Annotated in this window: 19 protein-coding genes and 1 tRNA gene; 6 read left to right on the top strand and 14 right to left on the bottom strand. The window is 64.3% G+C overall.

What is annotated here, in order from left to right; all coding sequences use genetic code 11:
* Positions 1-162: 162 nt before the first annotated feature.
* Entirely contained in the window at positions 163-702 is a 540-nt protein-coding gene (locus tag QK444_RS10210) for a transglycosylase family protein (RefSeq protein WP_282779256.1), read from the bottom strand.
* Between the two features lie 542 nt (positions 703-1,244).
* On the opposite strand from QK444_RS10210, the gene QK444_RS10215 reads away from it, so the two are divergent.
* Positions 1,245-1,318 (top strand) — tRNA-Met (locus QK444_RS10215).
* Between the two features lie 275 nt (positions 1,319-1,593).
* Here the strand turns inward: QK444_RS10215 and QK444_RS10220 are convergent.
* From QK444_RS10220 to QK444_RS10265, 10 genes are all read right to left on the bottom strand, one after another.
* Positions 1,594-2,868 (bottom strand): NAD(P)/FAD-dependent oxidoreductase, encoded by a 1,275-nt coding sequence (locus QK444_RS10220; protein WP_282779258.1) that lies wholly within the window; start codon positions 2,866-2,868, stop codon positions 1,594-1,596.
* A gap of 55 nt (positions 2,869-2,923) precedes the next feature.
* A complete protein-coding gene (locus tag QK444_RS10225) occupies positions 2,924-4,234 on the bottom strand; it encodes a cation:proton antiporter (RefSeq protein WP_282779260.1) in 1,311 nt (436 codons plus the stop codon).
* Positions 4,235-4,339: 105 nt separating this feature from the next.
* Positions 4,340-5,350, bottom strand: a complete 1,011-nt coding sequence (locus QK444_RS10230) for an LLM class flavin-dependent oxidoreductase (RefSeq protein ID WP_282779262.1) — start codon at positions 5,348-5,350, stop codon at positions 4,340-4,342.
* 38 nt (positions 5,351-5,388) lie between these two features.
* Positions 5,389-6,585 (bottom strand): cytochrome P450, encoded by a 1,197-nt coding sequence (locus QK444_RS10235; RefSeq protein ID WP_282779264.1) that lies wholly within the window; start codon positions 6,583-6,585, stop codon positions 5,389-5,391.
* Positions 6,586-6,621: 36 nt separating this feature from the next.
* Complete coding sequence (locus QK444_RS10240) at positions 6,622-7,386, bottom strand: SDR family NAD(P)-dependent oxidoreductase (protein WP_282779279.1); 765 nt, start codon at positions 7,384-7,386, stop codon at positions 6,622-6,624.
* Between the two features lie 29 nt (positions 7,387-7,415).
* Positions 7,416-8,219, bottom strand: coding sequence for a hypothetical protein (locus tag QK444_RS10245; protein ID WP_282779265.1), 804 nt, complete (start codon positions 8,217-8,219; stop codon positions 7,416-7,418).
* Positions 8,220-8,341: 122 nt separating this feature from the next.
* Positions 8,342-9,187 (bottom strand): acyl-CoA thioesterase domain-containing protein, encoded by an 846-nt coding sequence (locus QK444_RS10250; RefSeq protein ID WP_282779266.1) that lies wholly within the window; start codon positions 9,185-9,187, stop codon positions 8,342-8,344.
* Positions 9,188-9,257: 70 nt separating this feature from the next.
* Entirely contained in the window at positions 9,258-10,265 is a 1,008-nt protein-coding gene (locus QK444_RS10255) for a cytochrome P450 (protein WP_282779267.1), read from the bottom strand.
* A 243-nt stretch (positions 10,266-10,508) separates the two neighbouring features.
* Entirely contained in the window at positions 10,509-11,330 is an 822-nt protein-coding gene (locus QK444_RS10260; RefSeq protein WP_282779268.1) for a menaquinone biosynthesis protein, read from the bottom strand.
* Positions 11,324-12,496, bottom strand: coding sequence for a cytochrome P450 (locus tag QK444_RS10265; protein ID WP_282779270.1), 1,173 nt, complete (start codon positions 12,494-12,496; stop codon positions 11,324-11,326). The genes QK444_RS10260 and QK444_RS10265 overlap by 7 nt, the downstream gene beginning before the upstream one ends.
* 295 nt (positions 12,497-12,791) lie before the next feature.
* Between QK444_RS10265 and QK444_RS10270 the strand changes: the two genes are divergently transcribed.
* The 4 genes from QK444_RS10270 to QK444_RS10285 all read left to right on the top strand — a co-directional run bounded on the left by QK444_RS10270 (position 12,792) and on the right by QK444_RS10285 (position 17,585).
* The gene (locus QK444_RS10270) at positions 12,792-14,072 is read left to right on the top strand and encodes an NAD(P)/FAD-dependent oxidoreductase (RefSeq protein ID WP_282779281.1); all 1,281 of its coding nucleotides are present in this window, start codon (positions 12,792-12,794) and stop codon (positions 14,070-14,072) included.
* A 48-nt stretch (positions 14,073-14,120) separates the two neighbouring features.
* Complete coding sequence (locus QK444_RS10275; RefSeq protein WP_282779272.1) at positions 14,121-15,737, top strand: AMP-binding protein; 1,617 nt, start codon at positions 14,121-14,123, stop codon at positions 15,735-15,737.
* A complete protein-coding gene (locus QK444_RS10280; protein ID WP_282779274.1) occupies positions 15,731-16,990 on the top strand; it encodes an FAD-dependent oxidoreductase in 1,260 nt (419 codons plus the stop codon). The genes QK444_RS10275 and QK444_RS10280 overlap by 7 nt, the downstream gene beginning before the upstream one ends.
* A gap of 76 nt (positions 16,991-17,066) precedes the next feature.
* Entirely contained in the window at positions 17,067-17,585 is a 519-nt protein-coding gene (locus QK444_RS10285) for a MarR family transcriptional regulator (protein ID WP_282779275.1), read from the top strand.
* Between the two features lie 45 nt (positions 17,586-17,630).
* Here QK444_RS10285 and QK444_RS10290 read toward each other — a convergent pair whose 3' ends face one another.
* The 3 genes from QK444_RS10290 to QK444_RS10300 all read right to left on the bottom strand — a co-directional run bounded on the left by QK444_RS10290 (position 17,631) and on the right by QK444_RS10300 (position 21,185).
* Entirely contained in the window at positions 17,631-18,389 is a 759-nt protein-coding gene (locus QK444_RS10290; RefSeq protein ID WP_282779276.1) for a hypothetical protein, read from the bottom strand.
* 259 nt (positions 18,390-18,648) lie between these two features.
* A complete protein-coding gene (locus tag QK444_RS10295; protein ID WP_282779277.1) occupies positions 18,649-19,521 on the bottom strand; it encodes an SDR family NAD(P)-dependent oxidoreductase in 873 nt (290 codons plus the stop codon).
* 38 nt (positions 19,522-19,559) lie between these two features.
* Complete coding sequence (locus QK444_RS10300) at positions 19,560-21,185, bottom strand: acyl-CoA synthetase (protein WP_282779278.1); 1,626 nt, start codon at positions 21,183-21,185, stop codon at positions 19,560-19,562.
* Between the two features lie 325 nt (positions 21,186-21,510).
* Here QK444_RS10300 and QK444_RS10305 point away from each other — a divergent pair, with 325 nt between their 5' ends.
* Complete coding sequence (locus QK444_RS10305) at positions 21,511-23,160, top strand: acyl-CoA synthetase (RefSeq protein ID WP_282779283.1); 1,650 nt, start codon at positions 21,511-21,513, stop codon at positions 23,158-23,160.
* Positions 23,161-23,390: the final 230 nt, after the last annotated feature.

Raw genomic sequence — 23,390 nt, forward strand, 5'->3', positions numbered from 1 at the left:
CCGGCCGCCCGCGCGGCGCGGGGTGCGGACGGTACGCGGCACCAGCAGGCGCTCGGGACAGCAGAAGGCGCTGCCATCGCTACGAGATGGCAGCGCCGTCGCGAGTCCGCTGCAGCGGGAGGAGGTCCGCTTCCGGGACGCACCGTGCGTCGAAGCGGCGACCTATCCGCCGATGGACTCGATGAGACCGGCGTTGTCGGCGAGGATCTGGTGATACTGGCCCTCGACGCCGAACTGGCGGGCCAGCTCGCCACCGGCGGCCGTGGCCTGGTCGATGAGGACCTGGGCATCGTCGACGGGCGCGGGGGCGGGGGCCGGGGCGGGAGCGGCCGGTTCCGGGGCGGGTGCGGGCTCGGAGGTGCCCGCGCGCAGGTACTGGCCGCACACGGGCCAGGCGCCGACGCCCTGGGTCTGGAGCACGTTCTCGGCGACGCGGATCTGCTCCGCCTTGCTGGCCTGGTGGGCGTAGCCGGTGCCGCCGTTGGCGACCCAGGTGCTGTGCGAGAACTGCAGGCCACCGTAGTAGCCGTTACCGGTATTGATTCCCCAGTTGCCGCCGCTTTCACACTGGGCAACACCGTCCCAGTTGTGGGTCGGCGCGGCCGACGCGGAGGCGGAAAGACCGAACGGGACGGCAACAAGGGCGCTGGTCACGGCCGCGAGGCCCAAAGCGCGAGTGTTGATCTTCCGGTTCTGTTTCATGGTGGTGTCCCTCCCTGCGCCCACCGACTCCGCCGGATCGCTCCGTCGTGTCCCTGTCCCCAGGAGGTCGGGGTGCCCGTACCGCGGGACAGGGTCTCCGGCGTGCGGCGGTTCGGGTCGGCTGCCCATCACGGTTTGATCCGGGCCGAACATGACGATAACGAGTAAATCTCAACAGATCACGTCTTGATAACTCTTGAATTGCATGATGCGAATAACGCGAAAAACGGCATTGATGCAGCGCAGCTATGCTGCATTCACAAATCCCAAACGGTCTGTTATCTATCCGTGATGTGTTCTATATCACTCCGAAATTGTGACATGCTTCACGTTTCCGACGGGGACCCGCCTGGGAACCGCGCGCGGGCGTGCGAAAGATATAGCCCCCAGCGCCCCTGCCTCATGCGCTCGCCCCTCCCTCGGTCCGCAACCCTCGCGACCCGCCCGCCCCGTCTCATGATCATCTTCGCAACCATGAAAACCCACTCTGAACAGTAGATTTGCATCCCTTCCACAACCGTGTGTAATGTTGTGTTCACCGACGCGGGGTGGAGCAGCTCGGTAGCTCGCTGGGCTCATAACCCAGAGGTCGCAGGTTCAAATCCTGTCCCCGCTACTAACGAGGGCGGTCCTGACCGGTAGGTTTCAGGACCGCCCTCGATCTTTATCGGGGTTCTTGGCAACTGAATTGGCAACGTCTCGAATTGCGTGCGCCGATCAGCGCACGAAACGCTATGAAACGCCTTGCTACCAGATGAGCTTCGGTGGGATGAAGCGGAACGGCTGGGACTGAGATCGCTGGGGTGCCAGCCCAGCGAACGCACAACGTGGAGTCGGGTGGCGCAGCGCGGCGGTGAGCACTGCGCTCCCGTGAGACCACGAAGGCGCAGCTCAGCCGAGAGCCTGAGTGCGCTCGTCTGCGGCTTTCAGCGATGCATACAGCTCGAACTCGTCGGTCGTGGCGAACATGGTGTTCAGGCCGGACATGACGGTCACGAAATCCTGCATGCGCGGACGGAATCCGTCCGGGTCGACGATCTGCTGGGCCTTCTCCCAATATTCTTCCTGGCTGCGGTTCTTATCGTAGAAGAAGCGAACGTAGGCCAGGACCTGGTCGATGACCAGGCGGTAATTCTCCTCGTAGCGTTTGAGCGATTCGGCTTCTGACTCCGGGTCGGTCAGGGCGCTGTCGACTGCTTCCGCAAGTCCTCTCGCGCTGCGCAACGCGAGCGTCACACCGGTGGAGATCAAGGGATCGACGAAGGCCGCAGCGTCGCCGGTAGCTGCCCAGCCGCTGCCATGCATACGATCACAGGTGTAAGACCAGTCCTTGGCGCTGCGGAATTCGCTGACTCGCTGGGCGTTTCGCAGCAGACGCTTGACTTCCTCGGTCTTGTCGAGTTCGGCGAAGAAGAAGTCTTCCATTTCCTGACGGGATTTGCCGGCGGTGCCCATCGGGGATACGAATCCGATGCTGTTGGTGCCGTCCGAGAGGGGGATGCACCAGAACCAGCCCTTCTCCGTGTGTTCGGTGACATTGTCGCCGACCCGGGTGCCCTCGTATCGTTCGCAATCCTGGAAGTAGGCCCAGGTGGCCATGTTCCGGAAGTCTTCGTTCCACTGCACCGCGCCGAAGTGGCGACCGAAGGCCGCCGACTGACCGGAGGCGTCGACCACGAAACGCGCGTGGACGTCGTAGGTTTGCTGCGCGTTGCGCAGGGTGTACGTCACGCCCGTGACGCGGTCGCCGTCCAGCAACGGCTTGGAGACCGCGGCTTCCTCGATAACGGTGACGCCGAGTTCTCTTGCCCGCGTGAGGAGCAAGGCATCGAAATCGGCGCGCCGAACCTGGAAGGAGTACTCGTAGGGCGAGGCCTCCTTGAAAACGAAGTTCCAGGTCTCCTTGCCCACCCCCCATCGCAGGGTGCCGCCGTACTTGCGGATGGATCCGCCGATCTTGTCGATTCGATCCAGGAGGTCCAGTTCCTCGAGTGTCTTCACGGTGCCGGTCAGAATGGACTCGCCGATGTGATAGCGGGGGAACTTGGCCTTCTCCAGCAGCAGTACGCGCCAGCCCTTCTTGGCAAGTAGTCCGGCGCAGGACGATCCCGCCGGACCGCCGCCGACGACGATCGCGTCGAATACGAGGTCACCGGTATTCTTCAATGCTCTCAACCCTTCATCTGGTGAACGAGAAATGTCTGAGTTCGCCGCGATCTGGTCACATGCGAACGGACGCGGCAGGTGCGGTGTCGGCGTGGACGATTCGGGGTTCCTCCCCGTCCGGGCCGAAGACCTTTCCGGCTCTCAGCGCGCGCCGCTGGAACATCCGCAGGATCGGCGTCGCCGCAAAGGTAGTGATGAATGTCATCAGGGCCAGAATCGTGTAGAGCTGCGCGCTGATCAGCCCCGCAGTCAAACCGATGTTCAGCAGGATCAGCTCCGTGAGTCCGCGCGCATTCGCGAGCGCACCCATCGATCCGGCCTCGCGCCAGCCCATGCCCTGCCAGCGGGCGGCCAAGCCGACGGCCCCGAATTTTCCGGCGAACGAGACCAGCAGTACGACGGCGGCCATCACCAGGACCGAACCGTCGAACATGACCTCGAGTTTGGTGTTGAGTCCCGAGTAGATGAAGAACGCGGGCAGCAGCAGGTAGGCGACCAGCGGTTCGAAGCGTGCACGAATGGTATCGAGCAGCTGTCCACGCGGCATGACCGCGCCGGCGACGAAAGCGCCGAATACGGAGTAGATTCCGACGAGATCGGTGAACCAGCTCGCCAGCAGGACGACCAGCAGGACGATCGAGAGATGCGCGATGGGGATGCCGCCCGACCGTTCGATATCGCCGCGCGTCGGGCTCCACGTGTTCAGCTTGGCGAGCCAGCGGCGCACCACCAAGACCATGAACGCCACGTAGAACGATCCGCCGAACAGCGCCAGTAGTGCGCCGTTCATCGAATCCTTGGTCGTGGCGATGACAGTCGCCATGAGGACCCAGGAGCATGCGTCATCGACTGCGGCGGAGGACAACGCCATCGTGCCGACCCGGGTGTTCAACAGTCCGGTGTCGGAGATCATCCACGCCAGCATCGGGAATGCGGTGATGGCGATGGCGGAGGCGAGGAACAGTCCGCCCTGCCAACCCGCCACCTTGTCGGTGAAGTAGCCGCCCCGGCCGACCATCCACCAGCCGACCAGGCCACCCAGAACCATCGGCACACCCACGCCGGTGATGGAGGTGACGCCGGCCTGTCGCCGGTGCGAGCCGAGGATGTCGAGATGGAAGGAGGAGCCGACGAGGAACATGTAGAGCACCAAACCGAGCTGGCCCACGATATAGAGCGCGACCAGGCTGGGATGGGTGACTGCGGACCCGTCGACATCGATCTTCGTGGGGAAGAGCCAGTGTTGCGCCTGCGGCCAGAGCCATCCGAATACCGACGGGCCGAGGATGAAGCCGGCCGCCATGATGGCGACTACCTGAACCTGGCCGAGTCGCCGGAAGATCGGCCACAGCAGGCGATAGGTCACCAGAATGACTGAGATTTGTAGCAGGAAGTGTGTGGTCGTTTCCAAGAGCGTTGGCACATGTGATCCCGAATTGAGTGAATCGAAAGGTGATTTCAGCGACGCCGGCTATCGGCGGACCGTGGCAGCCGCGATGTCGACCTGCACGTTCTGCAGCACGGGCAAGACCCGTCGCACGAACAATTCCATTGACGCCCACCCGATCTCGGGATCGAGTCCGGCAATCAACGGTTTGAACACCAACTTGGCGTCCGGGCCCAGCTCGCGGGCCAGATCTACGCACTCCTCCGGAGTGACCACCGCGAAATTGCCCAGTTCGCGCACGGTCGCCACATCCACCGCCGGGGAGAAGGCGGGAGCGCCGGGCGCGGCTGCCTCCCACCTGCCGTACGCGTTGAAGTCGTGCAGCACGTGCGCGCCGATCTGCGCCCAGGACTTCTCCGGATCCTCGGTGACGAAAATCCATTTCGGACCGCCTGGCCAACTCAGGAATCCGCTGCCTTTGCCGAGACGGGCGCATTCGGCCGAATATGTCTCGGCGAGTGCGGAATCAGCGAGCGCGGGCATGAAGCCGTCGGCGAACCGTGCCGCGCGTTTGGCCGCTAGACCGCCGAGGAGCACGGGGGGCCGGGGCCGGCTCACCGGCTTCGGAGTCACCGTCACCGTGCGCCCCTGATAGTCGAATGGCGTACCGCGCAAGGCTTCGACGAAGACCGCGAGCTTCTCCTCGAAGATGCTGGCCCGTTGCCCGAAATCGATGCCGAACATGTCGCATTCGTGCGGGACATAGCCGCCCGCCAGCACCAGGACCAGCCTGCCGCCGGAGATCAGATCGACCACGATCGCGTCCTCGGCGGTGGCGATCGGATCTCGCAGTGTCAGGTTCAAGGCCGCGACGGTGACGGTGGCGCGCCGCGTGCGGGCGGCCATCGCCGCGGCCATGGTCAACGGCGATGGCAGGTAGCCGTCGCTCGAACCGTGGTGTTCGGAGAGGATGATGCTGGCCGCACCCTGTTCGTCGGCCCATTGGCTGATGTCCAGCGCCGCCCGGTACAGCTGTGCGGCGGGTGTTCCGAACTCAGGTGCTCGCAGGTCGTGATGGACCACCCAACCCGTCATGTCGCCCCTTCCAGGACTCAGTGGAAATGCCTTTCGTGTCACCAGGAGACGGGTAGCGCCCGCACGCTGCGAACCAGCCGATTCGCCCGCCACTCGACGTTCTCGGCCGGAACGGCGAGGCGTAGTCGAGGGAGCCTGCGCGCCAACGTCTCCAGCACGATTCGCAGTTCCAGCCGGGCCAGCGCCGCGCCGATGCACTGGTGCACCCCGTACCCGAAGGCGAGGTGCGGGTTGGTCCGCCGGTCGAAGTCGATCTCCTCGGGACGGTCGAAGACGGCCGGGTCGCGATTGGCCGCGGCTTCGAGCACGATCACAGCGTCACCCTCGGGAATTCGCACGCCGCCCAGATCGATGTCCTCGGTGGCGATTCGGGCGAAATCGGCGCTGGCCGCGAAAGGCAGGTACCGCAGCAGTTCCTCGATGGCCGCCGGGATGACCTCGGGGTCCTCGACCAGCCGATCCCAGAGCTCTTCGCGCGTGAGCAACGTGTAGACGAAGTTGCCTATCTGACTGGCGGTGGTCTCGTACCCGGCGACCAGGAGCGTCACGCTGAATGCGACGATCTCCTGCTCGATCAGCCTGTCGTCCTCGTCCTGGGCGGCGACCAGGGCGCTGAGCAGATTGTCGGCGGGGTGCTCGCGATAGCGGGCGATCAACTCCGACAGGTACGCGTAGATCGCGGTGCGGGCCTGCTCGATCTCCGCAAGCCCGGAATCGCCAAGTGCCAGTAACTTATCGGCCCAGTCGCGGAACAGATCCTGGTCGGCGACCGGCACGCCCATCAGTTCGCAGACGACTCGCGTCGGCAGCGGCCACGCCAGACTCTCCGTGAGGTCACTCGGCGCACCGCGGTCGATCATCGCCGTCACCAGTTCGTCCACCATCGCAGAAACCGAGGGCTCGAGCACGGCGACGGTGCGTGGGGTGAAGGCCTTGGCGACCAGGCGTCGCAGCCGGGTGTGGTCGGGCGGATCCATGATGAAGATGTCACGCGTGTACTGGACGAGCTGCCGAGTCCGGGGAACATCCGCGCCCAGGGTGCGAGCGCGGCTGAACCGGCTGTCGGACAGCACAATTCGCGCATCATGGTGGCGGGTGACGAGCCAGGCTTCCCCGCCGAAGGGCATGCGCACCCGGGTCGGGCCCGCCACCCGGGTCTGTGCGTACTTCGGATGCAGCTCGAGGCCGACAGGTGCGCCGAAGGGATAGTCCTGCACCGTGTTCGTAGCGGTCATTGATCGTGTCCTTGTCTGTGCCGGCGACCGAGGCGCTCACATATGGGCCCCGCCGTCGATCCGGATCTCGGTGCCGGTGATGAACGCTCCGTCCTCGGAAGCGACCATGGCGATCACCCCGGCGACCATGTCGGGGTGGCCCAGCCCGCCGCCGACCAATGGCTTCAACCGGGTGAGCAGGTTCCAGTCGGCATCGGCGGGATAGCTCGGGTTCTCCGTCATCGCGGTCCGGATGCCGCCCGACGCGATGCACACTGCGCGCAAGCCGCGCGTTTCATACTCGAGGGCAAGGGTTTTCGTGAATGCCTTGAGCCCGCCCTTGCTCGCCGCGTATGCCGCCATGTACGGGTGGGCGAAGTCGGAGGCGGTCGAGCCGACGTTGATCACCACGCCGCGGCTTTCCAACAGGGCCGGAATGGATGCGCGTGAGACCAGGAAGGTGCCGGTCAGATTCACTCCGATCACCTCGTTCCACAGGTCCATGCCCGTTTCGTGGGTGTGCGAGCCGCGCAGGATGCCGGCCGAGTTGACCAGGATGTCGAGCCCGCCCAGTACCGCGGCGGCTTCGGGCACCACGCGCTCGACGTCCGCTTCCACCGAAACATCCAGGACCGCAAGCGATATCCGGTCGTCGTCACCTTGCTGCCCGGCCAGCTCCACGGTGCCTTTGAGGCCGTCGATGCTGCGGCCGACGGCGAACACCGACGCACCCTCGCGCAGCAGTCGAAGAACCGTCGCCCGTCCGATGCCCGCGCCCGCACCCGTCACGAGTGCGCGCCGGCCTGCCAAACGTTGATTCATGATCTTGCCTTTCGAATGGTCTGGTCGCGTCATGCCGTAACCGCGAGGGATTCCACTACTTCGCGCAATCCCTCGGCCGACAGCGCGCTCCGCACGCGCAGGGGACCGGCCGCGATGTCCTTGCGCGTTCCCGGGCCCAGGCCGACGACATCACGGCAGTCGAGCCGGGCCATTTCATCGAGGATCGGGCAGACGCTCGAGGCCGTCACGAAGTTCTGAACGAAGTACTCGCGCACCCCCTCGGCGGTGCTGACCGGTGCGCCGGTGAAGGGCGAACACAGCACGGCCTCGGGAGCACGGAAGGTCATCGTCGAGATCCGCTCGTCCATGAAATCCGCGATGTACTGCGCCAGAGGACTGTGCAGCGCGCCGAAGTACGAATCGAGCATTCGAATCGTGTTCGGATGGGCATCGGCGACCGCCTGCAGTGCGGGCAGGTGGCCGGACAGGACAATCAGCCGATTGTTCCCGTCGGTGCCGCCGCCGTGGTCGGCCGCGAGAAACACACCGGGCCACCGGTCGCCGTAGTAGCTGGCGGGGTCCTGCGCGGCGGAGAGATTGGCGATCGCCATCCCCTGCGCGGGGGCGTCATCCGGCAGGTGCGGCAAATGGCGCTGGTGGTAGAGCAATTCGAACAGCTCACGACGATCGACGGCACCCGCCAGGGTCGCGCCGATCAGGGATCCGAGGCTCACACCACCGATCACCGCGGCCTCGACGCCCGCCGTGGTGAGCACATCGGACATGCCGCAGACCAGGGCGGCTTGGCTCAGCGCCGCGATCCCATGGGCTTGCTGAGGTGTGCGATCCGCCGGGTGGACCAGCTCCGCCACCGAAAGCCCGGACAGCTCCGACGCGAGTTCATAGCTGTGGCGAATCGGTGCGAACTGCTCGCGGAACTCGGTGACGAGTTCCGGTCCGAGCGGAACCTGCCCGCCCAGGAGAAATGCCAGACTCATCGGGTCACCTTCGATCGTTCCCGGGCGCTCTCATCCCAGCTGCCGGCTTTGCTGGTGGCGTCCACACTGGTGAATGCATTCGCGATCGAGCCGGCCACGCAGGTGCCGATCGCCCCGGCACGGTCGAACAGGGTGGCTGTGCCGGCGGCGATTCCGTTGACGGCGAGATGGTTCTCCGCTTCCAGGCCGATTTCAACTCCGACCGGCAAGCGAGCCAAACACATCGTGATGTCGTGATTGATGAAGCCGATTCCAGTATCACCCCAGCTGGTCAGAGTGTTCGCCAGTTCGGCCGCCATGGCGGCGCGCACGAAAGGCGTCGGGTCGGCGCCGTCGACCACTGCGGCCTGCCGAACCCAGAGACGCTTGCGGCTGTCGTTTTGATGGTCGGCCATGGCGGCCGACCATCCGCCGGGGTGAGCATCGCTGCCCCACACGATGCCCGGGCCCTCGGGCGGCAGCAGTTCGTCGCTCGGAATGTCATAGGCACGCTGGGCCGGAGCCCAACGCGTTCCGGGTGGATTGGCCGAGGTGCGCGTGAGCACGAGCGATGCCCGCGCGACGATCACCGCGCCCTGCTCGATCTCGACATCGACGATCCGGACGGTCTTGCCCGCATGAATCGGCAGCGTCCGGACCATCATCGGTTCGAACCTGGGCTGTCGCAACAGGTCTACTGTCAGACGGTGCGGATGCATGTCATCCGCACCGCGATCCCGCTCCAGCGCCCATGTGGCCAAACCCGTCACGGCGGTGCCGTTAACTGTTTGCCGCGACCATTGGCTGGCCGCGAACGGGAGTGGAATGAATTCATTGCCAACGTGTTTGAAAAAGGCCAGCAAGAGCCCCTCCTCGAAATGATTGTGTGAGTGTCGAATACGAACGATGTGGTGGTCTGCGGGTCTTGTCCCGCTAGTGCGTCAGGAACCGCAAAGGCAGCTCCTCGAGCTGCCACACGGACGAACCGGTCCGCCAGGCGACGTCGGCGGGCGCCACTGCCAGTTCGGTGGCCGGATAGGTCGATATCAGTGCGCGCAGGCCGGTGGCGAGCTCCATCCGGGCGATCTGCGAGCCGAGGCAGAAATGCGCGCCGTAACCCAGTGTGAGATGCGGCTTGCCGGTGCGGTCGAAACGCGTTTCCTCGGGATCGGCGAAGATCGCTGGATCCCGGTTGGCGGCTCCCACGGCGGGGACCACGTAGTCGCCGGGAGCAAGCTCCACACCGGAGAGCGTCACATGCTCACGAGCCATCCAGGGGATGCCCTCGCCACCGGCCACCGAGATCATGCGCAGCAGCTCTTCGACCGCGTCGGGCACGAGAGCCGGGTTGTCGCGCAGGCTGTTCCACAATCGGCGCTCGGTCAGCAGGCGCAGCACCATTTTGCCGAGCATGTGGGTGGTGGTCTCGAATCCGCCCATGACCACCGCGAAGACGACCGTGGCGATCTCCCGCGTGTTCAGTTCGCCGGTGTCGTGCGCGAGTGCCGACACCAGGTCCGGCCCCGGCGTGCGGCGCCGGTCCTTGACCAGTTGAACCACGTAATAGCCGAGTTCTTTGATCGCATCGCCGTACACACTCGGATCCGCGCTGTCACCGGTGGTGTCGGCGAGCAGAGTGTCGACCCAGGACGCGATTTTGAAGCGGTCGGACGCCGGGATGCCGAGAAGTTCGCACAGCACCAGCACTGAGAAGGGCCTGGCCACTTCGGATACGTAGTCCGCGCGCCCGTTGGCTCCGGCGGCGGCGAGCAGCTCCGCCATGATGGTCTCGGCGCGCACGGTCAACGCGGCCGCCCGCTGCGGCGTGTACCCGCGCAGGAACGCACGGCGCAGCCGCAGGTGATCCTGTTCGTTCTGGCCGCCGAGCGCGCCGGCTAGCAGCAGACTGTTCGTCAGCCGGGGAGCGGATTCCTGCCCCATGCTCGTTCGTTCGAAAGCCTTGCCCGAGTGTATGGTTCGAGCATCCTCGTAGCCGGTCACCAGCCAGCAAGGATCTCCGTAGGGCAGCTGCACGCGTGCGACGCCATCCGCGTTGCGGACCTCGTCCAGGACCGGGTCGAGCCCCAGGCTGCGTGCAGCCCGGGTGGGATATTGATGGATCGGACATTCCGACACTGAGTGCTCCCAAAATTTCTGGCGGCCGTGAAATCTGTGACAGACCGATCAATTCGACTGAATGCCGATGCGATCGGCGAACTCCTCGATACCCGCGCGCTGGCGGTCTCCGAAGGAGAAATCGAGTGCCTCGGTGAAGTAGCGGCCGAGGACGTGGGCGTCGAAATTCTCCCAACGAGACAGCTGTCGGCACAGCTCGTCCATCTCTCGCTCCGCGAGGTCACGCGCGGTGAGCAGTTCCGAATGCACCCTGCGGACGGTTTCCGGCTCACGTTCGAGGAAGTCGTGACGGGTGGCCATGACCGCGAATACGAACGGCAGCCCGGTCCACTCCCGCCACATCTGGCCGAGATCGTAGACTTGCAAACCGAGTGCCGCGGCCTCGTGGACGGCGGTACGGAGCGCGATATCGCCGATGATCACCGCCGCGGAGGCGGATTCGAGCATCAGCTCCAAATCGGGTGCGCAGCTGAAGTATTCCGGACACACGCCGACCCGCTCGGACAGCAGCAGCTTCGCCAATTCGACGGTGGTGCGGCTGGTCGAGCTGAGCGCGACCAGCTCCCCGTCCAGTTGCTCCAAGGGCACTTTGCTCACGACCAGGCAGGACATCACCGGGCCGTCGCATCCGATCGCGATGCCAGGCAGCGCGGTCAGGACATCACGGTGGCGCAGGAATTCGCAGAGGCTGACGGGACTGATGTCCAGCCGTCCGTCGACGAGCGCGTCACTCAGGTTCTCCGGCGTATCCTTGACCAGATCCAGGCCGATCAGACTGCCCGTGCGTGCCAGACCCCAGAACAGGGGCAGGCAGTTGAGGAAGCTGATATGGCCCACACGGGGACGGCGGACCGGGCTCGCGGTCACCATCGAACCGGTAGTTCCAGCAGGCCGCCGGCGATGCCGTTGCGGGTGGTCAGGTCTTCGACCTTGCCGTCCAAGCTCAAGGTGGGGAACCTGGAGATCAATTGGGACAGCACCTCCTGCAATTCCAATCGGGCCAGCGGGGCTCCGAGGCAGTACCGCAGGCCGTGTCCGAAGGTCAGGTGCTGTGCGGCTTCCGCCCGACGAATCTCGACCCGCTCGGGTTCCGCGAACATGGCGGGGTCGTGGTTCGCTGCCGAGATGTCAAGCAGCACAAGGTCTCCGGCACGGATATCGACACCGTCGATCTCCACGTCGGTGCGGGCGTATCGGGGCAAGCCGAAACCTGCCTTCGCCGGCGCGCGCATGATCTCCTCGACCGCATTGGGCACCAGTCCGGGATCGGCCACGAGAGATTCCCACTCGCCGGGGTTGGCCAGCAGCATCAGCACCCCCATGTCGATCTGGATCACCGTGGTCTCGTGGCCTGCGAAGAGCAGCGACATCGTCGCCATGGCCGCCTCATGGTCGGGGACGTCGTCCATCGCGCAGAGTCGCGAGATGAGGTCGTCCTCAGGGGATTTGCGCTTCCTGGTCACCAACTCCATTGCGTAGGTGAACAGTTGGCCGACACCGCGACCGGATCGGTCGCGATCGGTCACATCACTCGCGTCCTCAGCCCAGGTTCGGAAGTCCGCGCGGTCGGCGAACGGTACACCCAGCAGTTCGCAGATGACCAGCAGCGGCAGCGGGAGTGCCACGTGAGTGTGCAGGTCGGCCCGGGGCCCCTGTCGCTCGAGATCATCGAGGACCCGCCGGGTGTGGGCGCTGATCCTGGGCGCGAGCGCGCGGATGCGTCTGGGCGAGAAGTGCGGTTGCAGCAGCGACCGCATGCGCGCGTGGTCCGCGTACTCGGTGACGAAGTTTCCGAGCGGGCCGCCGAACGCTGACGCCGTGGCGCGCGGCGCGGATTCCGGGTCACGGTGGGTGCGCCCGAATCGATCGTCGGAGAGCAACTTCCGGACCCGCGCATAGCCGGACGCGAGCCAGGCTTCGTCGCCGGTCGCCGTCAGAACTCGAACAATCGCCCCTTGCCGTTGCAGTTCGAGTGCTTCCAGCGGGACCTGTAACGGATCCGGTTGCTTGAACGGGAGCTGAATCAGGTCGTTCATGAATTCACCTGCACGAGCACGTTGAGGACCATGACCGGCAGGTTATTGGCGATCATTTCCGGCGTGCAAGAGTTACGGCCGGAAGCTGCAATTGGCAGTCTACTGCCAGATCTGCAATTCTCGCTTCTGCGTGTTGCCCGGATCCGGGGCCGGACGCTATTCTCGGATTCTGACCTGCTCGGCACGCTCGCTCGCTCTCGGGGCCGATGCGCGCAATCATATTCTCGGTCCGCTGATCGGTCTTTGGCGGTATTTTTTTCCGATCAGCTCTCGGTGTGAAAATAGGAGTTCGGCTGTGCTCGAAATCGATGAGTCCAAGGAATTCGACGTAATCGTCATCGGAGGCGGACCCGCGGGTTCCTCTTCCGCGTGTCTGCTCGCGAAGCGAGGCTGGCGCGTCCTGGTGCTCGAGAAGGCGAAGTTTCCGCGCTACCACATCGGTGAATCCCTGCTGCCCGGAGCGGTCAGCCCACTGATGGAACTGGGTCTGTTCGACCGCGTCGAGCACATCGGCGGTGCGCTTCGGAAGTACGGTGGCACACTGCGGTGGGGAGCAGATGCCGGGACCTGGAACTTCCAGTTCGAGGCGGCTTCCCGGTATCCCTACACCTTCCAGGTGCGCCGCGCCGACTTCGACGCGCTGCTGCTGGCCCGGGCTCGGGAACTCGGTGCGACGGTCATCGAGGAAGCCTCGGTGTCGGCGCCGCTGATGGAGGACGACCGCGTCGTCGGAGTGACATACACCCTGCGGAACGCGCAGCAATCGCGCCGGGTCCGCGCCCGCATGGTCGTGGACGCCTCGGGGCAATCGATCCTTTTCGGACGGCATTTCGGGCTACGGAGCTGGAACGAGAACTTCCGCAACATGGCGACCTGGGCGTACTTCCAGGATTGCGAGCGGTATGAGGGAACCCTGCAGGGCGATGTCATCTCCGAGCACACCAACCGCGGCTGGTTCTGGAACATCCCTCTGTCGGACGGCACCAACAGCGTGGGATTCGTCTCGCCGGCGGACGACTCTGGGAAGTCCCGCCAGGAACTGGAGGACACCTACTTCGCCGAGCTCGGCAAGACCGAGGAGATCGGGCGCCTGCTGCGGAACGCGCAGCAGGTCAGTGAGTTCCGCACGATCAAGGACTGGTCCTACGTCTGCGATCGGATGTATGGCGACGGGTGGATCCTGACCGGTGACGCGGCGGGATTCGTGGATCCGCTGCTGTCCTCGGGCGTCACCCTGGCGCTGCGTGGTTCGCGCGGTGTCGCCGAAGCGGTGAATGCGGTACTCGTGCATCCGGAATCGTCGAAAGAAGTGCTCGACCGATATCAGCAGAATTATCGAAGCATTATTGGCCAGATCTTGTCCTATGTCGGCTACTTCTACGATACGACTCGTAACAAGGAAGACTACTGGGAGAAAGCACAGAATATCGTCGACCCGGAACGGCGGCGCTCCAGAATCCAGAACTTCGTCTCGGTCATGTCCGGATTGAATGGCATCTTCATCTCCGATGACGAAAAGGAACTGTATTCGGACTACAGCCTCGAGCAGGCACTCGAATACCACCTCGAAACCTAGGCTGTACGCCTGACACGGATAGTCTGATATTGGTTCTCTAGGGGCTATATGGAACTCGATTCCGGGCGGGAAGCATCGATCGGGCAATTGCCGTGGGAATGGGTCGATCGCGGTGATGCCGGCCGGCACGCCGTAGTCGACGGTTTGACCGCGCTCAGCTACGCGGAACTGGCGTACCGCGTGGACGCGGTGGCCGACGCTTTCCTCACGGCCGGTTTGCGCCAGGGGGACAGCATGTTGATCCAGTTGCCCAACTGCTGGGAGTTCATCGTCACCACTTTGGCCTGCCAGCGCATCGGTGTCGCCACCGTCTTCGCGCTGATGCCGCACCGAATACACGAACTCACCGGGATCATTCGGCGGATGCCGGTACACGCGGTCGCCGTCGTCGATCGATGGGGGGACTTCGATCATCGGGCACTGGTGGATCAGGCGTTCGGGCCGCAGGCCTCGACCCTGGTCGTAGCGGTTGTGGGAGAGAGCGTCGCCGCCACGGACATCGATATCCGGGCGTGCGCCGCGAATACCGTCGACCGGCCGGCGCGTCGGATACGGCTGGACAGTGCCGACATCGCTCCGTGGTCGGTCGCGACGGTCTTGCTCACCTCGGGCTCCACCGGCGAATCGAAACTCGTTCCGCACACCCATATCGAGCACATCCACGCGTTCCGCAGCTGTGGTGATGTGTGTGGTCTGACGGTCGACACCAGGTATCTGGCGGTATTGCCGGTGGCGCACAACTTCTCGCTGGCATCGCCCGGCATACTCGGGGTGCTGGACGCCGGGGGAACGGTGATTCTCGCGAGGTCTCCCAATCCACAGCACGCGCTGCCACTGCTCGAGCGGGAGTCGGCCACGATGACCGCCATCGTGCCGGCCATCGCACAGAGGTGGCTGGCCTGCATCGACGACCCGGCCATGCCGGCCCTCGACCTGTCCACGCTGTCCCTCGTGCAGATCGGGGGAGCGATCACTCCGCCGCGGCTCGCGGCCCAGCTCGCCGAGCGGCTATCGGTCGCCGTGCAACAGGTCTACGGCATGTCCGAAGGGCTGATCTGCCTGACGCGGCCCGACGATCCGTACGAGATCGCCCACCATACCCAGGGGCGTCCGGCGAGTCCGTTCGACGAGGTTCGAGTGATCGACGCGGCGGGGAACGATGCCCGCGTCGGAGAGGTCGGTGAACTGGTGACCAAGGGTCGCTCACTCTTCGAAGGCTATGTCGGGCAGCCTCTTTCGCGCGTGAGCGGCGATCGAGACGACGGCTGGCACCGGACCGGCGACCTGGTGCGCCTGCACTCCTCCGGGAACATCGTGGTCGTCGGCCGCATCAAGGAGAGCATCAATCGTGGCGGCGAGAAGATATCTCCTACCGAAGTCGAAGCCGCCGCTCGCGACATGCCGGGGGTCGGCGATGTCGTCGCCTTCGCGTGGCCGGACGACGAGCTCGGCGAGATCGTCGGCGCGGCAATCATTGTCGAGAAAGGGCACACCGAGCCCACCATCGCCGATCTCGAACGGCACTTCGCGAGGTTCGGTCTCGCGCACTACAAAGTGCCGGGGGTGGTCTTCTACGTCGACGAATTCGCGGTCACGTCGGTAGGCAAGGTTGATCGGCTCAGGACCAGGGACGGGTTGCTGTCGAGATCGGATGCGCGTTGCTAGCCCCGGAACACTATGACGTCATCGTCACCGGTGGCGGCTCGGCTGGTGTGGCCGCCGCGGTCGGGGCGGCCCGAATGGGGGCCCGGACCCTGCTGGTCGAGCGAGCGCCCTGCCTCGGCGGAGCGGCCACACTGCGAAATGTGCTGACCTACTGTGGGATCTACACCCGGTCCGATCCGCCTCGGCAGGTGGTTTTCGGTGTGGCGGAGGAGGTGCAACAGGGCCTGCGGGCACTCCGATCACTGACCGAACCGATCCGATTCACGTCGGTGGCAGTGGTCTTCGACCCGGAGTCGGTGAAGTATGTCCTCGATCGGCTGTGTGTCGAAGCGGGGGCCGATGTGCAACTGGGCAGTCAGCTCATCGGTGCGCAGCGCGACGAGGGCGGCCGGATGCGTTCGATCGACCTCGCCGATCACGCCGGTGTGCGCCGGGTGATGGCCGCGGCCTTCGTCGATGCCACAGGTGAGGCCGACCTGGCCGCGTTCGCGGGTGCCGCGGTCCGGTACGGCAATGACGGAATGGTCCAGAACGGAACTCTCGGTGTGCGATTCGGCGGAGTACCGCCCGATGCGGAGGTATCTCGCGAACGTCTCGGCGCGGCGATCGCGGCCGCGAAACTGCACGGGATCGGGCCCCTGTCGGCCGAACGGGGCCTGGTAGCGCGACTGCCGATCTCCGACGACGTCATCACCTATGTGATCGATGAGGGCTATGACGCCCGCGATATCAGGGAAGTCACTCGGGCACAGCAGAGTTCGCGAGTTCAGGCCCGCGCCTACCTCGAGGTCTTCCGTACTCTTCCGGGCTGTGCCGGGGCGTATATCGTCAGTACCGGGCCCGAGATCGGGACCAGGGAGTCTCGTCATATCGAAGGCCGCTATCGGTTGTCGCGTGACGAGGTGCTCTCCGGCGCTCGATTCGACGACGTCATCGGCCTCGGCGCCTGGCCCGTGGAATTCCATCCGGGGCCCGGCATTCCACCGCAGTGGGAGTTCATCTCCGGGGATGGTCACTATGACATTCCATTCCGCTCGCTGTGCAGTGCCGACACCGAGAATCTGTTCGCGGCCGGCCGGAATGTGGACGGCGATCGCTGGGCGGGCGCGACGCTGCGTGTCATGGGAACGGCTTTCGCTACCGGTCAGGCGGCCGGTGTCGGCGCGGCTCATTACGCGAGCAGCGGAGATCTGGACGCCGTGGCCGTGCAGAAAGCGCTTCGTGCGCAAGGGGCGTACCTGCCTTCGCGGTAAGGGCCGCCGTCCAATCCGTTTGCCATGGCGAGGGCTTCTACGCCGCCAGAGATATCGACATATGACAGGGTGGACGATGACGCCGATCGGCGATCCTCACGATTCGAGTGTTCGCGATCTGCTCCCGGGTATATTCGCGGAGCTCGAGGACGGTCTGGCGGCGATCTCGCAGCTCCTGACCAGGGTCCGGCGGCATAACGCCATCGTGGCCCAGACCGGGGTGCGAGTGGACCGCGCGGGTATCTCGGTGCTGCGGGTGCTGCGCACGGCGGATGGTCCGATTCGACTGGGGGACTTGGCTTTTCAGCTGGGCGTAGAGCCGCCGCATGTGTCCCGGCAGATTCGGCTCCTACACCAGGACGGCCTGATAGAACGCATCGCGGATCGTGTCGACCACAGGTCGCAGCGGGTGTCCTTGAGCGCGGCAGGGCGGGTTGCCATCGATTCCGTCCGAACGGCCGGCAGTAGCCGCCTGGCGCAGGAGCTCCGGAACTGGGATGTCGCGGATCTGAAGCTACTCATCGAGTTGAACAGTCGGCTCGTCATCGATGTCGGCAAACGGAATGGCTCGGATTGCCACATGGGTGGTCAGTAGATGCGGGTGGCGTGAGGGCGTCGCGACGCGGCCCCACGCCGCCGGTCACGGCTTCACGTCACGGACGTGACGAAGCCCCGGATCGAACTGCAGTAGACCGAGCTCGCTGGCGCGCACCCCCAATTGGAACCGGGTGGTCACGCCGAGCTGGGCCATGACTTCGGCCACGTACCGCCGGTAGGTGCGCACCGATACCGCCAGCATTTTCGCGGCCGATTCATCCTTCAGGCCGGTTTGCAGATGGTTGACGATGGCAAGGGTGATGTCGTCCAGTTGCCGTTGATGCGCGTTCGAATGCGTGCGCAGGTCCGGGGCGAATTTCCAAGCCTTTGTGGTGAATTGGTGGATGACTCCGACGAGCGTGGGTTCGGTGACCATAATTCCGATGGGGTCGCCGCCGCCGACGGAACCCCACAGCACTGCCATCTTCCTGTCGATGGTGATGGTGTTGTAAGCGCCGGTGTCGGCGACTCGGATATTCGGATGGAACGGAGACCTTTCGAGCTGGGGCCGGTCCTTTCGGCTCTCGATGTAGGTCGAGGACATAAGCAGCCGGACGTTTTTGCCGGCCTTGATCAGCTCCGTCACCCGCAGCTCTGCCGCGCGGTATGCGCGCCAGGACTGTACCGGACTGGATATGGTCAATACCAGATCGTGTCTGACGTCGTTGAGGAGTTGCGTCAGATGAGCCGCCCATTCGTCATCCGGGCTGCTGTACACGAGGCCATCGATCGAGCTCCTCTCCTTGAGAATCTCGGAAATGGTGAAGTCGAGGATTCCGCGTGATTGCTTGAGCCAGTCCACTATATCGGTGTACTCCGAAGAATTCGTTTCGACACGGACCGGGGCGGAAATAGCGCTTCCCACCAGAACCCCCTATTATGAGACGTTGCCGGTTGCTGCCCCTTCGGCAACAATCCTGCAACTTGAAATGAGTAGGTTTCAAAATATGGGCACAAATGTAACTTAAGTAAATTGTGCGGCATTCTCATCAGTGTTGCGGATCCCTCCCATGGATCCCGTGGCCGGTCCTCCCCATGGATCGACGAGGCCCCTGGTCGCCTTATGATCCCGTCATCAGCGCCCTGTCCACCAGTGAAGGCCGGAATGCGTCGACCGTGCGGGCCAGCGCGGCGCCGCGGGGGTAGACCACCACCGGCCGGCGCTGCAGTGTGGGGATCAGCCACTCTGCGGCCGCAGTGGGCGTCAATCCAGCCGCTTCCCTTCGGTATTCCTCAGTGGGGTTGCTCATCGGAGTGTGGACCAATGGGTAATGAACGGTGGTAACCGTTATTCCCCGGCCGGCGATCTCGGCTCCCAGACTGCGGGCGAAAGCCGCAATCGCAGATTTCGACGCGCCGTACGCGGCGAATTTCGGCATTGTACCCATTACGACACCCCAGGTGCCGACATTGACAATTTGACCGCTGCCTCGCTCCAGCATTGCCGGGAGAAGCGACGTTGTCAGCCGGACCGTGCCGAAATAGTTGACGGCCATCGTTCGCTCGTAATCATGGAACCGATCGAGCGAATCCACCACAGATCGCCGGATCGACCGCCCTGCATTATTGATCAGGACATCGATCGCACCCCATTTCGATTCCACTTCTGTCGTCAGCCGGGTGACGGCTTCTTGATCGGTGATATCGCAGGCCAGGCAATTCGCGGTGCCGCCGGACCGGACGATCTCCGATCGAACCGCCTCGAGTTCCTCCGCACGCCGTGCCACCAGCAGCACCTCGGCGCCGAGCTCACCCAGCCGCACCGCCGCGGCTCTGCCGATTCCGGACGATGCACCGGTCACCAATACTCGTGCGCCTGCGATCGAAACCTCGCGTCCGCGTGGGATCTGTGGATCGATGTAGCGCGGACCCATCGCGAAACGCAACAGTGATGTCCGAAGCGTGGCAGCGGTGGGGAAATCGAGTCTACTCATATTCGTCGCTCTCTTGACTCGTGTCGCGATTCGAAATCCTATTTCGGTACCGGCAGCGAGCTTTCGAGATTCGCTGCGGCGTATTCCTTGGCCTGTGGATAATTGGCTTTCCCGCTGGGCTGGCGGAACATCTTCGGGACGACCCAATATCTGCGCGGCGCTTTGTATCCGGCGAGTTTGGTTCGAATATGGGCATCCAATGCCATCGGATCGACCGGCACCCCCGGGCGCGGCTCGATGACTGCCGCCACCGCCTGCCCGAACCGTTCGTCCGCCAACGCGATCACCAGCGCGTCGAATACGTCCGGGTGCGCCTTCAGCGCGCCTTCGACCTCCTCCGAGAACACCTTCTCGCCCCCGGTGTTGATGCATTCGGAGCCGCGTCCCAGCAAGGTTACGCTGCCGTCGGCCTCGTAGCGGGCATAGTCGCCGGGCACGACATAACGCTTGCCGTCGATCTCGAAGAAGATCTGCGCAGTCTTCTCGGGGTCCTTGTAGTAGCCGATCGGCACATGGCCGGTGCGGGCCACCCGGCCGACCGCTCCCACCCGCACGTCGATCAACCTGCCCTCGTCGTCGACCAGTGCGGCCTGCGCATTGAACCTGACGCGCGGCCCCTGGGTGTGGTCGGAATCCTTTGTCACCACACCCAATCCGGTGCTGCCGCTCTCCGACGAACCGATCACATCGGTTATGAACAGCTTCGGGAACTGCTCGATGAACTCTTGTTTCAGTGAATGGGAGAACAGTGCGGCATTGCTTGTCAGTGAGAACCAGGAGGACACGTCATATGAGCCGGCTCGATAGGCGTCGAGAAGTGGTCTGGCCATCGCGTCGCCGACGACACTGAGGACGTTCACCCGGTGTTTCTCCACTGTGCGCCATACTTCGTCGGGATCGAACTGCGGCACGAACACCAGGGTGTTGCCGGAATTCAATGCGATGAATGCGGCCCACTGCGCGGCGCCGTGGATCAATGGTGCGAGCGGGGCCACGATAGTACCCCGCGGCGCGGCCTTCGCCCGGTTCGCCAATTCCCATTCGTCGGCGACGTATTCACCGGTGAGCGGGTTGATCCCCCCGCCGAGCGCGCGCCACACGTCCTCGTGCCGCCACATCACGCCTTTCGGGAAGCCTGTGGTGCCGCCGGTGTAGAGGACGTAGAGATCGTCCGAGCTGCGTTCGCCGAAGTCGCGTGCGGGCGACTGGGCTGCCAGCGCTGCCTCGTATGCGGTGGCGTGGTACCGGCCGTAGTCGAGATCCGAGCCATCCTCGATCACAATGATCTCGGTCAGCTCCGGCGCGGACGGCTGGACTGCCGCGACGATATCGGCGTAGGACCGCTCGTGGATCAGCGCCTTCAGATCGGCGTTGTGGACGACGTAGCGGACTTCCTCGGCGACGTATCGATAGTTCACGCAGACCACCGCGGCTCGCAGCTTGTAGATCGCGAACATGGCTTCCAGCGCCTCGATCGAATTACGCGAGTACACGCCGACGTGATCGCCCCGGCCCACCCCGCGCTCGGAGAGATGGTGTGCGAGCCGGTTGGCTCGTTCCTCGAGTTCGCGGTAGGTGATGCTGCGGCTTCCGCAGATCACCGCGACCCGGTTGGGCACCGCGTCCACTGAGTGTTCCAGGAGGTCGGCGACGTTGTAGGCCATCCGTATAAATTAGAACCTGTTTCATGATCGAGCAACGCGCGTTGCGCCGTCGTGGGCATGTTGTCAACTTCGTGCCATGCCCTCGGAAGTGTGTCAGCATCCTGTCGGATCGAGTTGAATCCGCTGCGGCGGAGCTGCCTTGAATGTTGGGTCCCGCGCTTGGAATCTGCCATGGGCAAAGGGGTTTCGCGATGTAGAAGGGTGTGCCTGTGCCCGCCGCCCCGGCTTCCGCGGATCGCGGAGCCCAATCGTGGGAACGGGTTGCCTCGAAGGCGGTGCGACGAGACGGCTTGCTAGATGCTGTAACGCGTTCTAGCTTGTGTTTGTGAGCTACAACATAGCGGACCTAGTCGAGCACGCGATCGACCTCATGCCGGATCGTGTCGCTCTGATCGACGACACTCGATCGGTGACCTATGCGCAGTTGGAGGATCGGGCCAACCGGCTCGCCAACTACCTCCGTGCGCAGGGGGTGCGGCCCGGCGACAAGGTCGGGATCTACTCGCGCAATACGATCGAGGCCGTCGAGACGATGGTCGCGATATTCAAGGCGCGGGCAGTGATGGTCAACGTCAACTTCCGTTATGTCGAGAACGAGCTGCAGTACATCTTCGAGAACTCGGACATGGTGGCGCTGATCCACGAGCGCCGGTACGCCGATCGTGTCGCTGCCGTCCGGCCGAATGTGCCGGGACTGGGCACGGTCATCGTCGTCGATGACGGCACGGATGAATTCCCCACGGGCGCTGACGCTCTGGGTTACGAGGAGGTGCTTGCGCGGTCCTCGGGCGAGCGTGATTTCGGCACGCGCTCGCCGGATGACATCTTCATGCTCTACACCGGCGGCACCACCGGTCTGCCGAAGGGTGTCATGTGGCGGCAGGAGGATTGGTGGCGCGTGCTCGGCGGCGGCATCAACTTCTTCAACGGGGAGTACGTTGAAGACGAGTGGCAGCAGGCCAAGGTCGGTTCGGGCAATCCGCAGATGGTGCGTTACCCGATTCCGCCGCTGATCCACGGTGGCTCGCAAACCGCGATCTTCCACAGCCTCTTCGACGGCGGCACGGTCGTAATGATTCCCGAGTTCAGCGGGCACACGGTGTGGCAGACCATCGATCGGCACAAGGTCAACATGATCTTCATTACCGGCGATGCGATGGCTCGGCCGATGGTCGACGCGCTGGTCGAGGGCAATCCGGAAACCGGTGAACCGTATGATGTTTCGAGCCTGTACGTGATCGCCAGCAGCGCCGCGCTGTTCTCGCCGATCCTCAAGGACCGATTGAGCGAACTGCTGCCGAACCGGTTGATCACCGACAATATCGGTTCCTCGGAAACCGGTTTCGGCGGTCTGGCCGTGGTCACCAAGGGCGAGACGACGCACACCGGCGGGCCCCGTATCAAGATCGACGCATCGACCGAGGTGCTCGACGACGACGGTAATCCGGTCGTGGCCGGTTCCGGGCAGATCGGGTTCCTCGCCCGTCGCGGTCACATCCCGGTCGGGTACTACAAGGATGAGGTGAAGACTGCCGCAACATTCAAGGTGTTCAACGGGATTCGCTATTCGATTCCCGGTGACTACGCCAGGGTCGAGGCCGACGGCACCGTCACCATGCTGGGCCGCGGCTCCATGAGTATCAACAGTGGCGGCGAGAAGATCTACCCCGAAGAGGTCGAGGGTGCGCTCAAGTGTCACCCCGAGGTCTTCGATGCCCTGGTGGTCGGCGTGCCCGACGAGCGGTGGGGCCAGCGCGTGGTGGCCGTAGTCCAATGTCGTGGCGAGCATCGCCCGTCCCTCGCGGATCTACGCCCCGTGCTCACGCAGGAGATCGCGGCGTACAAGTTGCCTCGCAGTCTGTGGTTCGTCGACCGGATACGTCGAAATCCGGCGGGCAAGCCCGATTACAAGTGGGCGAAGGAGCAGACCGAGAACCGCCCGGCCGACGAGCATGCCGAGGCGAGTGGCAAGTAGCGCCTCAATCGGCACGCGAACAGATGGCTGAGGGCCGATGAACGCGCGCGATCTAATCCCGGATCGGGCGGAATTGGCAACGAATTTGGCAACCGGGCACGGCGAAATCGAGCGGACCAGGTGATACGACGCGGACAGCTCGGACGAACGAAACCCCGTTGACCAGCACAGAACGGATTCCGCCGAACACGGAGGGACCGTGCGGGACGGGTCCTCGTTGGCTCATAACC

This window comes from Nocardia sp. CC201C (assembly GCF_030010695.1).
Classification (GTDB): domain Bacteria; phylum Actinomycetota; class Actinomycetes; order Mycobacteriales; family Mycobacteriaceae; genus Nocardia; species Nocardia otitidiscaviarum.